Annotated in this window: 9 protein-coding genes; 7 read left to right on the top strand and 2 right to left on the bottom strand. The window is 48.2% G+C overall.

Translation table 11 applies throughout. From position 1 onward, the window contains the following. The 3 genes from L0U89_RS19970 to L0U89_RS19960 form a co-directional block, all read left to right on the top strand. The coding region (locus tag L0U89_RS19970) for a GIY-YIG nuclease family protein (protein WP_234863146.1) at positions 1–269 on the top strand (269 nt) is incomplete at its 5' end. Between the two features lie 566 nt (positions 270–835). Beyond that, positions 836–1,168, top strand: coding sequence for a hypothetical protein (locus L0U89_RS19965; protein WP_234863145.1), 333 nt, complete (start codon positions 836–838; stop codon positions 1,166–1,168). A 1-nt stretch (position 1,169) separates the two neighbouring features. After that, the gene (locus L0U89_RS19960) at positions 1,170–2,960 is read left to right on the top strand and encodes an adenylate/guanylate cyclase domain-containing protein (RefSeq protein ID WP_234863144.1); all 1,791 of its coding nucleotides are present in this window, start codon (positions 1,170–1,172) and stop codon (positions 2,958–2,960) included. A gap of 253 nt (positions 2,961–3,213) precedes the next feature. On the opposite strand, the gene L0U89_RS19955 is transcribed toward L0U89_RS19960, so the two are convergent. Next, positions 3,214–4,422, bottom strand: a complete 1,209-nt coding sequence (locus L0U89_RS19955) for an acyl-CoA dehydrogenase family protein (RefSeq protein WP_234863143.1) — start codon at positions 4,420–4,422, stop codon at positions 3,214–3,216. A 116-nt stretch (positions 4,423–4,538) separates the two neighbouring features. Between L0U89_RS19955 and L0U89_RS19950 the strand changes: the two genes are divergently transcribed. The 3 genes from L0U89_RS19950 to L0U89_RS19940 all read left to right on the top strand — a co-directional run bounded on the left by L0U89_RS19950 (position 4,539) and on the right by L0U89_RS19940 (position 10,342). Then, complete coding sequence (locus L0U89_RS19950; protein ID WP_234863142.1) at positions 4,539–5,504, top strand: tryptophan 2,3-dioxygenase family protein; 966 nt, start codon at positions 4,539–4,541, stop codon at positions 5,502–5,504. Between the two features lie 563 nt (positions 5,505–6,067). Beyond that, positions 6,068–8,530: a PIG-L family deacetylase gene (locus L0U89_RS19945; RefSeq protein ID WP_234863141.1), complete on the top strand. Its 2,463-nt coding sequence runs from the start codon at positions 6,068–6,070 to the stop codon at positions 8,528–8,530. An 87-nt stretch (positions 8,531–8,617) separates the two neighbouring features. Continuing rightward, positions 8,618–10,342, top strand: a complete 1,725-nt coding sequence (locus tag L0U89_RS19940; protein WP_234863140.1) for a sodium:solute symporter family transporter — start codon at positions 8,618–8,620, stop codon at positions 10,340–10,342. Between the two features lie 552 nt (positions 10,343–10,894). On the opposite strand, the gene L0U89_RS19935 is transcribed toward L0U89_RS19940, so the two are convergent. Further along, positions 10,895–11,731, bottom strand: coding sequence for an AraC family transcriptional regulator (locus tag L0U89_RS19935; protein WP_234863139.1), 837 nt, complete (start codon positions 11,729–11,731; stop codon positions 10,895–10,897). A 136-nt stretch (positions 11,732–11,867) separates the two neighbouring features. Here L0U89_RS19935 and L0U89_RS19930 point away from each other — a divergent pair, with 136 nt between their 5' ends. Beyond that, positions 11,868–12,677 (top strand): phytanoyl-CoA dioxygenase family protein, encoded by an 810-nt coding sequence (locus tag L0U89_RS19930; protein ID WP_234863138.1) that lies wholly within the window; start codon positions 11,868–11,870, stop codon positions 12,675–12,677. The last annotated feature ends 578 nt before the right edge of the window (positions 12,678–13,255 follow it).

The raw sequence follows: 13,255 nt of genomic DNA, 5'->3' as shown, positions 1-13,255 counted from the left end.
ACTCCCCATCAACAGGTAGCTACTACATTGGCCAAACGATGGACTTGGAAAACCGGTTGATACAGCACAACAGCCACTTTTTCAAAGACTCGCACACAAAGGTTGCCGACGATTGGATATTAAAACTGTCGATACCCTGCACATCGAGGAGGATGGCATTGGCTATCGAGAAACACATCAAGGGCAATAGGTCTAGGAAGTATCTCGAGAATTTGATAAGGTATTCCGGGATTTCAGAAAGGCTAATCAATAAATATATGGACTTGTAATCAGTAGGTCGCTGTCCACGATGTCTCCCGATAACCATCGGGACGGGACGATCCCGGCAGGGGGCTCAAATTTTAGGCTGATTCTATCAAGAGTCAGCCTTATTTTTTTCCTTGCAACTCGATTTAAGGTTTGAAATAGGATTATGGGTTGCTGTCAGAGAATCTCGGCATTTTTTGGCGCAGGTTCTACCCACCGTCTTTATCCAAGGATCGTAGGGTATTCCGATTTCACATAGTTCAATGGGGAAGGGAACATCAAAGACGATAGGCAGACTTCGGCAATGGGGTGCAATATGGAACACCTTTTTGTTGCCTTCCGACTTCCAAAGCCTATGCAGCTTTCGTTCCATTAGCATCATTGCTGGCGCAAATTACGACTATCTCGGATGGCTGCCTTTGGACAAACCCGATATTGATAGCCATGGTATAAGTCCCAGCGAAGCGTTTGTCGGTAGGTATTTGGATTTGAAACACAATTTTTTTCACTAGGGGAGTTTATACTTGCTTAATTTATCTAAATTTAGTAAACCTAATTTTTGACTTTTCAAAAAACAGAATTTTCATCTATGGCAAATCATCCAATTAATATCGAGGGAATAGATCGAAATGGGCTTCTCATTTTGTCAGACAAGGGCAAGACCAACGTTGATCCGGGCGATACTGTCACTTGGAATATCCATCCCCGTTCGGGTGTATCCGCGATCACCGACATCCTGCGAAGCGATGGTGTAGATGTGTTCAGTGAGGGGCCCTCCCGCGTGGGAAACTCCAACAACTGGAGAGGAACAATTGACCCGAATATCCCGAGGAACTCTGAGGAGAAGTACGATATTCATTTTGTCCGCAATGGTAGCAATACTGTGGAAATCCATGACCCCAAAATCGTGGTCAATCCCTAATATGCCGAAGCCAATTGAAAGAACGGTACGCTATTTTTTATTGGCAGTTTTATGCTGCGTTTTTATACAGTCTATATCCGCCCAAGATCAGAAGTTGGCGGACAGCCTCGCCGTCATTTACGGGGAGAATAACCTCAGCGACGATGAAAGGCTCGAACTGCTCAGAAACCTCTCTTTCAACGAGATGCGGGACCTTTCACTCGGGCTCAAATATGCCGAGGAACTTATTAGTCTATCTGAGAAGTTGGGCAACGATCTGTACCTTTCTCGGGGATACCTGCAAAAAGGGAACAAAATAAGATACCAAGGCAACTTCGAACAGGCATTGGATGCCTATTTTAAGAGTGCTGAAGCAGCCAAAAAAGCCGATTTCAAGGTGGGGGAGGGCAGTGCATACATCGCGATTGCAGATATCTACTCTTTCTCAAATAACCCCGCCAACGCCCTTCTCTATTATTACCAAGCAATCTCAACCCTGAGAATGACCTCGGATTCGGTCAACTTGGCATCGGCGATCCTCAATTTGGGTGATGAACATATGAATCTGAAAAACTACGATTCTGCCTTGGTGCATTTTTCGGAATCAAAGATCATTTTTGACAAGGTGGATTATCCCGCTGGGAAAGCCATCAGTCTCGGTAATTTGGGCATGGTATACGCCAACATCGGTAAAAGTGACCTTGCGGAAAGCAATATCAACGAAGCGATCTTGGTTTTGGAGGCCTCGGGAAATTACCACCCCATTTGCACCTACCTCATTTCCATGTCCGACATATACACCGGCAAGGGTGAAAATGAAAAAGCTTTGGCATATGCAAAGCGTAGCCTGAGTCTCGCACAGTTACACAAACTCAAGGAGCAGATGTCCGATGCCAACCTTAAGCTCTCGGAAATTTATGAGAAAATTGGGAATACAGCCAAGTCGTTCCGGTATTACAAAGACCATATTGCCTACCGTGATAGCATCAACAACCTGAAGTCCATCCAAAAGATGGCAGACCTGCGGACGGATTTTGAAGTGTCCCAAAAGCAAGCCGAAGTCGATCTACTCAATCAGGAAAAGAGAAACCAACGCATTATTCTGATATCCTTGGCCATCATTATAGTCTTGGGCGTTATCATCTTGTCGACTTTGTTTTGGTATTTCAAGAACATCCAAAAAGAAAAGAAACGGTCAGAGGATCTTTTGCTCAACATCCTTCCGACGGAAACAGCAAGGCAATTGAAGGTCAATGGAAAAATCGATGCCATCAGATTTGACAAAGTCACGGTTTTGTTCACCGATTTCGTGGAATTCTCAATGTTTGCCGAGAAAATAGCCCCCGAAAAATTGGTTTACAGCCTTGATTATTATTTCAAAGGTTTTGATGAGATTATCAGCAGATATGGGCTTGAGAAAATCAAAACCATCGGAGATTCCTACATGTGCGCAGGAGGAATACCGGTACCAAACAAAGACCACGCCATCACTATGGCCAAAGCCGCCAAGGAAATGCTCGCCTTGGTCGAGAATGCCAAAAAGAAGGACAATGGATTTCCACATTTTGATGTCCGCATAGGCATTCATACCGGCCCGGTAGTCGCTGGTATTGTGGGATCCAAAAAATGGCAATACGACATTTGGGGGGATACAGTCAATATCGCGTCAAGAATGGAATCAAGTTCACTTCCGGGAAAAATCAATCTTTCCGAGACCACCTATGAACTCATAAAAGACCATTTTGAATGCGAATACCGGGGCGAAATGCAAGTGAAAAACCGAGGGAATTTTAAGATGTATTTTTTGAAGTGAGTTCCCTTGGTCAGTTGGCAGCCGCAGCAGGTATTGTTCAGCAGGTAATAACAGGTTTTAGAGGAAATCTTGGGTAAGACGTGTAATTCGCGTATGCGTGTCTATTTCTTCACGCGAAGAACGCGAAAGTAGGTACTTCCCTGTGAGGTCCCTTCGTTAAAGTGTTTTCCGATGTTTTACCCTTTCCTGCGTTCTCAGGTGAATTTATTGCCACTTAGCGGTCTTTGCACCTGCTGTGACCTTGCGAGCAAAATCACTTAAACGCCGCAATTCCAGTAATCTCCTGTCCCAAGATCAACAAATGGATATCGTGCGTGCCTTCGTAGGTGATCACGGATTCCAGGTTCATCATATGTCGCATGATCGGATATTCACCCGTGATTCCCATGCCACCATGTATCTGCCGGGCTTCCCGTGCGATCTCCAAAGCCATGGCCACGTTGTTCCTTTTTGCCAGTGAGATATGGGAAGTGGTGGCTTTTCCCTCGTCCATCATCTTTCCAAGCTTCCAAGCCAAAAGCTGGGCCTTGGTGATCTCCGTGAGCATCTCAGATAGTTTCTTTTGTACCAGTTGGAAGGAAGCGATTGGCTTATCAAACTGAATCCGCTCCAAGGCATATCGTCTCGCAGAATCAAAGCAATCCATGGCGGCACCGATAGCACCCCATGCGATCCCATACCGCGCGGAGTCCAAACACATCAAAGGCGCTCCCAAACCTGATTTTCCGGGAAGGAGGTTTTCCTTCGGGACTTTCACGTTGTCAAATACCAATTCGCCGGTCGCCGAGGCGCGCAGGGACCATTTGTTATGGGTTTCGGGGGTAGAAAATCCCTCCATCCCGCGTTCCACGATCAGACCATGTATCCTTCCATCCTCGTTTTTGGCCCACACGACGGCAATATCTGCTTTCGGTGAGTTTGAAATCCACATCTTCGCACCATTGAGCAGGTAATGGTCACCCATATCCTTGAAGTTGGTCTTCATCCCGCTTGGGTTTGACCCGTGGTCAGGTTCCGTCAAGCCAAAGCATCCAAGCATCTCTCCAGATGCGAGCTTGGGCAGGTATTTTTTCTTTTGGGCTTCGGAGCCAAACTTGTAAATCGGGTACATCACGAGTGAGCCCTGCACAGAAGCGGTAGAGCGCATCCCTGAATCGCCCCGCTCTATCTCCTGCATGATGAGACCATAAGCGATATAATCCAATCCACCCCCGCCGTAGGTTTCGGGAATCTGAGGTCCAAATGCTCCCACATCGCCAAACTTCTTGACGATTTCATAAGGAAAATGCGCCCGTTGCGCCCAATCCTCAATGTAAGGACTGATTTCCCGCTTGACAAAATCACGGATCGACGAGCGAATCAGCTTGTGCTCCTCTGTCAATAAATCATCTATTTGGTAAAAATCCACGCCCTCGAACTGATCTTGTTTGGCGGATTTGTGCACTGTCGCTGTCTGCTCCATGGGTATTTTGGTTTATTGGTAATTTAAACGGATTTTTGCTTCACCTTCTGCAAATCCAGGCTGAAATAAATAAGAAGGCAGCGAAAATACTACCTAACCCAGCAAAAAATTCGCCAATGAGCCCGTCCCAATATTCCCCGGAAGTGTTGGAAAAAATCGAATTGCTCCAGCAGAAGTTTAAAGCATCCGGCCAAGACCTTTCTTCATACCTCGAAGGCCTTTTGTATGCCGACTATTTGACCTATTGGGACTATATCAATTTGGATATACTGCTGTCACTGCAGCAACCCAAGACTTCCTTCAAGGATGAGAAGATATTCATCATCTACCACCAAATCACCGAACTGTACTTCAAGCTGATCATTTGGGAATTGGAACAGATTGGGGAGAAAAATCCCCTGGATGCGGAGTTTTTCAAAGCAAGGTTGGCCAGGGTTAACATGTACTTTGACCAATTGATCTCGTCCTTTGCCGTAATGTGGAAGGGGATGGAGAAAGACCAGTTCCTCAAGTTCAGGATGTCACTGCTACCCTCAAGCGGATTCCAAAGCGCACAATACCGCGTGATCGAAATCCTCTCCACGGATGTGCATCAATTGATACACATCGATGTGCGGGAAAAATTGAGAAACGAACCCAATCCGGACCTCTTGTTTGACAACCTGTATTGGCAACAGGGTGCGGTGGAATTGGCGACAGGGGAGAAGACACTCACCTTGAAGACATTCGAAAAAAAATACAAAAAGCCACTTTCGGATTTTATCGAAAATTACAGGGATCAGAATATTTGGAAAAAATATCAATCCTGCATGGATAAGGATGAAGCCCTAAAAAAAATGTTGCGGGAATATGACCTGAAAGCCAACGTTTTTTGGCCCTTGGCACATTACAAGTCGGCCGTGCGGTACCTCCACAGAAGTCCCCAGGATATCGCCGCAACGGGCGGCACCAACTGGCAGAAATACCTGCCCCCAAGATTCCAAAAGGTGATCTTTTTCCCCGACCTGTGGACCCAAACCGAAATGGAAGAATGGGGCAAAGGTTGGGTCGTGAAGGAGATTTTTGGGGAAGAAGGGGAGTGATTTTGAATGAAGAATTCAGAATAATCTATTTACGATGATGAATGCCTTCGATTCCCTTTTTGTAAGCAGTATTCTGGGGAATTGGATTGATGAATGCTATTTCTATTTGTTACAGCATCCTAATTTCAGAAAGTCGGTTTGATCCTTGCAAACAATATCCAAGTTGCGTTCTGAGCTTGCCGACAAAGCAATTATGATTCTTGCGGTGCCGCTGCGTGAACCCATTTATGTCATTTCCTTTCCAAATAGATGAAAATGGATGACCCGTAGAGGCGATTGGATTTCTAGGCTGAGTCGCGAAAAATCGCGCCCCGCCGGTTTTTTCCATAAATTTGAATCCCAACATTAAACTCCCCGCATAAATTCGGGTCAAAACCCACAATTAACTGCATCGCTTGAAATGCTCCAAAAACGGCTGAAATACGCCAATGTCCCGCACTGGCTCAACCTACAGTGCGTATTTTCTTTTAACCATCTTTAACAATCCCCCAAACCCATTGGTATAAATTTCAGTTTCAAATATTACCGCCTTCTTCTACCTTTTGACCCAAATCCAACGACCTATGACCACAAAAAAACACTGGCTCATTTATCTTTTCTGCCTGTTTGTTTCCCCGCTTTTTGCCAATCCACACCCATCTTCCCAATTGTACCACCAACTCCTTCGCTTTAAGGAGACTAAGCGTGTACTCTTTGTCGCGGCACACCCGGACGATGAAAATACCCGCCTGATTGCTTATTTGGCCAATGCCGAACATGCTGAGGTGGCCTACATGTCCCTCACCCGGGGCGACGGAGGCCAAAACCTCATCGGCAAGGAACTCGGCATCGAGTTGGGTTATATCCGTACCCATGAACTCCTCAGGGCACGCGAGACGGACGGAGGCCAGCAACTTTTTACCCGGGCACTGGACTTTGGCTTCAGCAAAAATCCTGACGAAACCTTCAATAACTGGGACCGTGAAAAACTGCTGTCCGACGTGGTGTGGATCATCCGAAATTTCCAACCCGACGTCATTATCAACCGCTTTAATACCATTCCCGGCACCACACACGGCCACCATACCAGCTCGGCAATTCTGTCTACGGAGGCTTTTGACCTCGCTGCCAGTCAAACTTCCTTCCCCGAGCAACTGTCAAAAACCAAACCTTGGCAACCCAAGCGCCTTTTTTGGAATGCCTACAACTGGGGTGGACAGTACGAGCCGCAGGAAGGAAAAACTTATTTCCGTTTCCCAGTAGGCGAATTCAACCCGCTCTTGGGTACGACCTATTCCCAGATTGCTGCCGACAGCCGCACCATGCACAAGTCCCAAGGATTCGGCTCGACTTCCCAAATCGGTCAGGGTGTCGATTTCGTGGAGTTGGTGAAAGGGCCCTCCTTCTCTAGTTCACCCTTCGAGGGAATCGAAAACCGCTGGAACAAACTTACAGGCGGAGCACAAATCCAAGCCGCTATCGATAAGGCGCTGAAGGAATTTGACTTTATCCATCCAGACAAAAACATCGACAACCTACTCGCCATCAAATCCCTGCTTTCCAAGGAAAAGTCCACGGAGCGTTGGTTTTTGGAAAAAGTCCAGGCCATCGACCGCCTCATCCTCCAATCCATGGGTTTCAAGGGCGAGTTTGTGATCAAAAAGGAAATCGGATATCCTGGCGAGACCATCACGGCAGATTTGGTATTGAACAATGCGTCTTCGCGGGCGCTCAAAGTGGAAAGCTTCGAAGGTCCTTTGTTCAAGATTGCACCCGGCCGTGAACTGAAAGGAAATGTTCCATTGACCCAAAACATCGAAATCAAAATCCCCCAAGAATATCCTGTATCCCAACCTTTTTGGTTGGAAAATCCCTTGGATGGTAGCTTGTTCGGTATTTCTGATCCTGCCAAAATCGGGAAACCTGTCAACGGTTCCAGCATCGCAGGTACCGTTACCCTGACTTTGGAGGGACAAAAAATTGGACTGGACCTCTCTTTGCAATACAAATACAACGACCAAGTCGACGGGGAGGTGAAGCAGCCATTTACCTTGGTGCCTGAAGTCAATGTAAATCTTGACAAGGGCAACCTTTTCCTGATCAAGGGTGCCGACAACAAACTTCGCGTCGAGGTGACTTTCAGGAATGCCATTCTCGAGGGCAAGCTTGTCATGGATGGTCTGAAGCCTAACCAATACCGAATTCTTTCACAGGAAAATGACGAACGCCGCAAGCGTAGCATTTACGTGGTTGAAATCCTCGAGTCTGATGCAATGAAAAAGGAAGTGCTCGTATCATTCCAAACGGCAGATGGCCGGAAGTTCAATCAGGACACCAAAAGGATCATTTACAAACATATTCCCAACCTGACCTATTTCACCCAAACAAGCTTTGGCCTGGTGAAAATGGATCTGAAGCTTAGTAACCAAAAGGTAGGCTATATCAATGGGGCAGGGGACGAGGTCGCCGATGTACTTAAAAACCTGGGTTACCAAGTGAGCTTCATCGAAAACGCGGACATCCGCAAGGACCGACTCAAACAGTTCCAAACAGTCGTCGTCGGCATTCGTGCCTTCAACATCAACCAGGATTTGGCATCGCATGTGGACCAGTTGATGGAATACGTCAAGGAAGGTGGCAACCTCATTATTCAATACAATACGGGTTCGCCGCTGCTGACGCGTGAACTGGGCCCCTATCCATTCGGCATTTCCCGGGAACGGGTGACGGTGGAGAATTCTCCCTTTGAGGCGGATTTCAACCATCCCATCCTGAAGGGACCTAATCCTGTAACCGCCAAGGATTTTGAAGGCTGGGTGCAGGAGAGAGGGCTTTACTTTACGTCCGATTGGGACAAGAACTACACCACGCCCATCGCCTTCCAAGATCCCGGTGAAAGCTTTCTCCGCGGTTCACTCCTGCATACGAAGTATGGAAATGGCACTTACACCTATAGCGGTATTTCCTGGTTCAGGCATTTGCCCGCCGGAGTACCTGGTGCAGTGAAGATATTCGTCAACCTAATCGAGCAAGGCGGTGGAAAATAAGGTAAACTGGAACCGCTGGTATTGGGGATTGATGATTGCCTTGGGCGTCACGGTCCTGTTTTTCTACTGGCTAACCGTCCACTTCTCATGAGCGGCTGGGATTGGATCGTGATGTTCGGCACCTTGCTGCTGATAGCGGGGTACGGAATCTACAGGACCTACGGGGTCCGGGACATGGAATCCTATATCCGCGGTAGTGGGGATATGAACTGGTGGACGATTGGTCTGTCCATCATGGCCACGCAGGCTTCTGCCATCACCTTTCTGAGTACGCCTGGACAGGCATACGAGGACGGGATGCGCTTTGTGCAGTTTTATTTCGGTCTTCCCTTGGCCATGATCATCCTGTCGGTGACCTTTTTGCCGATGTTTTACAAGTTGAAGGTTTATACCGCCTACGAATTCCTCGAAAATCGTTTTGACCTAAAGACACGTACGCTCGCGGCACTTTTGTTTTTGGTGCAACGGGGTTTGGCAGCCGGGATCACCATTTACGCACCTGCAATTATCCTTTCGACCCTGCTGGGATGGAACCTGACGTTTACCTGCATCTTCATCGGTGTTTTGGTAATCGTCTATACCGTATCGGGAGGAACCAAGGCCGTTTCCATTACCCAAAAGCAACAGATGGCCGTCATGATGGGCGGGATGATTTTAGCGGGCATCCTCGTGATCTATATGCTGCCCATTCGGTTTACCGAGGCACTCCACGTGGCCGGGAAGATGGGTCGCATGAATGTGGTCAACTTTGAATTTGACTGGGCTGACCGCTACAATTTCTGGTCGGGTATGACAGCCGCACTTTTCCTTTTCCTTTCCTATTTCGGTACTGACCAATCCCAAGTGCAGCGCTACCTGGCTGGAAGCTCCCTCAACCAAAGCCGCATGGGCCTGATGATGAACGGACTTCTCAAGGTACCCATGCAGTTTATCATCCTTTTTATCGGCGTGATGGTGTTTGTGTTTTACCAATTTGTGCAGCCACCCGTCGTGTTCAACAAGGTGCAGACCGACCAATTGCAGGAGTCTGCCTTTAGGCAGGATTATGCATTTCTCGAGGATGAATACAAACAGGTCTTTCAGGAGAAAAACAAGGATATCCAAGAGCTTCTAACAGCCGTGGACGCTGGCGACGAAGCGGCGATTGCCCAAGCCCAGGACGGGATCCAAAAGAAAACCCAATACCAGGAAAGCATCCGCAAGGAAGCCAAGGAGCTGATCAAAATGAACGATCCCAAGGCCGAAACCCGGGATACGGACTACATCTTCATGCGCTTTGTGATGGATTACCTGCCCAAGGGCATTGTGGGTTTGTTGTTTGCGGTGATCTTTTCCGCCGCCATGTCGAGTTCCGCTTCCGAGTTCAATGCACTCGGAAGTACCACGACGATTGATATCTACCGGCGCTCATTGGTGAAGAAAGCCTCCCAATACCATTATTTGGTTTCGTCAAAGCTTTTCACAGCAGTTTGGGGCGGTTTCGCAATCCTGTTTGCGATCTACGCTTCCTTGTTCGAAAACCTCATCCAAGCCGTCAATCTCCTCGGTTCCCTGTTTTACGGTACGATCTTGGGGATCTTTATGGTAGGATTTTACATGAAGTGGGTCAAAGGAAATGCGGTGTTCATCGCAGCCTTTATCACGCAAGCCATCATCCTGCTGATCCACTGGAAAAACGGCAGCAGCCTCCTCGGCATCCCGATCAACATCGGATTTCTTTGGTACAATGCCATTGGCTGTATTTTGGTGATGGGGATAGCGGCTTTGGTCCAAATGGGAGCAAGGAATAGCGAGCGTGTAGCCACGAAGTGATCGCAAGGCCAATAAAAAACAAGACAGCCTCACTTTAAGAGAAAAAAAGCGTTCTCTCGCAAAGAAAATAAAGGTGCAAAGCACGCAAATGAAAAAGCGCTGGGCAAGCCACGAAGATTGGACGTAAGTCTGCTTACTAATCTTTGCGCCCTTTGCACCTCAGCGCTCTTTGCGAGCACCGTATACCCACGAATGCACTTGTTTACTAGTATCTAATACTGCGGCTCTATATCCGCCACTGCAAACTACCCCCTGCGACTGCCTTCCGCCCTCTGATCTTTGCAATCTCTGCGCCTTTGCTGTCTTTGCGAGAAAAGATAATACACGCCAAGACGCAAAGCCGCTAAGAATTGACCCTATGCGATCTTAGCTTCCTTGGCTGTCTTTGTGTGAAATGTTCTTAACGTAATCGAGCAGCGAATACCCACGCATTCACGAATAGCTTTAATCCTGCCAAGGCCAACTGATCTTCGCGATCTCCGCGCCTTTGCTGTCTTTGCGAGAAATTGATCTCCTGTCACGAATCTAAGCCCAAGCCATCCCTTCCCGCCCTTACTTTCTGAACGCCTTCGGATTGACCCCCAGCATTTGCTTGAACTTCCGGTTGAAATAGGGCAGGTCCTGGAAACCGCTTTCAAACGCGACTTGGGAGATGGGCAAATCGGTATTGGCGAGCAATTGGCAGGCATGACGGATCCGAAATTCCAATACCACTTCCGAGAGTGTCTTTTGCATCATGCCTTTGAAATACCTGCAAAAAGAGGTCGGTGACAGGTGCGCAATATCGGCGATCTGCTCGAGCTTGATCTCCTCCCTGAAATGCGCAATCAGGTAAGACATCACCTTGTTGAACCGAACGGTCTCCGGCATATCCCCGCGAAGCTGTACAAAAACACCGTCCAAGGGCAGCAATTCATCCGATTGGCCTAGTATCCCCAAGATCTCCAACAACCCCGCGATCCTTTCAATGGGATTTGCGCCGGGAAATTTCCCGATTCTTTCCTGCACGACAAGCCTCGTCCTCCCAGTCACTGACAAGCCCGCCTTGGACTTCTCAAAAAGCCTTTTCACGGCTTCCATCTCCGGCAGGGAAAAGAAATCCCGCCCCAGGAAGTCTTCCTCAAATTGGATGACATGTGCCGAAACTCCCTCCATCGTATCCTGATTGATCCAGCAATGGGGCAGGTTGGAGCCCAAAAAAACCAAATCCCCATCCGAAAAAGCCTCCGATCCGCGCCCCACGTAGCGCATGCCTTTCCCTCGGCATATCCAGGTCAACTCATAGGCAGGATGGAAATGGTAGGGTGCGTCAAAGGCGGGCAAGTCCAAGTATTTGTGGATAAAGGAGGTCCTTGGCCCGGCCGAAACTTGTTCAAATACGGCTTTCACTGCTTCAAATTATCTCAAAATATATCCAAAGTAAATCAGGATGATAAAATAAGACAATTTCTTGAAAACCAAGTCCAAGACAGGCGGGGATTATTGTTGCTCCTTTGCAAAGTATTTTCCATTCAACCAACAAGCTATGAAATACCCACTCGACCAAGCCTATCCACTGACGCAGGAGGCGATTGCCTTTTACCAGCGCAACCGCTACATCAAACTCAAGAATGTCTTCGATGCCGACACTTTGGCCCATTATGAAAAACTGATTTCCGAGAAGGTCTCCGAACTCAATCGACAGTCCGATCCCCTGGACAAAAGGGATACTTACGGCAAAGCATTCCTGCAGATTTTCAACCTCTGGCGGGAAAGTGAGGATATCAAGGATTTTGTCTTCAGCAAGCGCCTCGCGGGCATTGCGGCCGGCCTGATGCAAACCGAAGGCGTCAGGATCTACCACGACCAAGCCCTTTACAAGGAAGCGGGAGGTGGCATCACACCTTGGCATGCGGACCAATACTATTGGCCCCTGAGCTCGGACAAGACCATCACCGCCTGGATTCCGCTTCAGGCAATCGACTTGGAGATGGGCCCCTTGGAGTTCAGTGCCGGCAGCCATGTCATCGTGGATGGCAGGGATCTTTCTATCAGCGACGAAAGCGAGCAAAAAATCCAACAGCGTCTACGGGTGACCGACTTTCGGCATGTGGTAGAGCCCTTTGAACTCGGGGAGGTAAGTTTCCATTCAGGATGGGTTTTCCATCGCGCCGGTGCCAACCGCAGTGAGCAAACACGCAAGGTCATGACCGTGATCTACATGGACAAAGACATGGTGCTGAAAAATCCGGACAATGAAGACCAAATCAGGGATTGGGAAACCTGGTGCCCCGGTGCCAAAGTTGGGGAAATCATCGACACCCCCCTCAATCCGGTGCTGGTCGAGTTGGCCTGAACCAATGCGAGCCACTCGCAAAGGAAACAAATGCGCGCCAAGACGGAAAAAGCACCTCCCGCAAAGGAAAGGAAGGTGCAAAGAACGCGAATAAAGAATCGTACGCCAGGATGCTAGGACGCCAAGAAAAAAATGCCGCGCCATCCCGCGTTTCCGAACCCAGAATCCCTATTGTATTGTGATTCTGCCGATTCGCGAAGGGCTACACCCTTCGCTGTGGGATGGTGCCCCTTTGGGGCTATGGTTCCGAATTCTGAAACAGACGCCTTCGGTTTAGGTGTTCTCCCTCTCCTCAAGGAGAGGGTCGGGGAGAGGTGGTCAATTCCTCAAACCTCACAAGCTACCTCAATCGATCGCGCGCGGGGAATGAAAGTCCGCCGGGCCGGCTCGGGCCTTGTGCGATAGCCTAGGATTGGACTTTCTTGTCTCCCGATATCGGGATTGGTTACTTCCTGCCTGTATTCTAAGATTAAAGCAAATGGAATAGTACAATTTTACTGATTTTTTTAGGCTGCATACTTGTGGATTTCTACATATGGTGAGTCTCTGTCTATGACAGCAAAGATTCTCGAAAGCAG

Origin of the sequence: Mariniradius sediminis (assembly GCF_021491425.1) — a bacterium.
GTDB lineage: Bacteria > Bacteroidota > Bacteroidia > Cytophagales > Cyclobacteriaceae > Mariniradius > Mariniradius saccharolyticus.
The sequence above is the reverse complement of the archived record's forward strand: the minus strand, read 5'-3'. Positions and strand labels throughout refer to the sequence as shown.

Excerpts from the sequence above, each read along its gene's own strand:
- L0U89_RS19955 (WP_234863143.1), bottom strand. The coding sequence starts at position 4,422 with ATGGAGCAGACAGCGACAGTGCACAAATCCGCCAAACAAGATCAGTTC.
- L0U89_RS19945 (WP_234863141.1), top strand. The coding sequence starts at position 6,068 with ATGACCACAAAAAAACACTGGCTCATTTATCTTTTCTGCCTGTTTGTT.
- L0U89_RS19965 (WP_234863145.1), top strand. The coding sequence starts at position 836 with ATGGCAAATCATCCAATTAATATCGAGGGAATAGATCGAAATGGGCTT.
- L0U89_RS19940 (WP_234863140.1), top strand. The coding sequence starts at position 8,618 with ATGAGCGGCTGGGATTGGATCGTGATGTTCGGCACCTTGCTGCTGATA.
- L0U89_RS19960 (WP_234863144.1), top strand. The coding sequence starts at position 1,170 with ATGCCGAAGCCAATTGAAAGAACGGTACGCTATTTTTTATTGGCAGTT.
- L0U89_RS19950 (WP_234863142.1), top strand. The coding sequence starts at position 4,539 with ATGAGCCCGTCCCAATATTCCCCGGAAGTGTTGGAAAAAATCGAATTG.
- L0U89_RS19930 (WP_234863138.1), top strand. The coding sequence starts at position 11,868 with ATGAAATACCCACTCGACCAAGCCTATCCACTGACGCAGGAGGCGATT.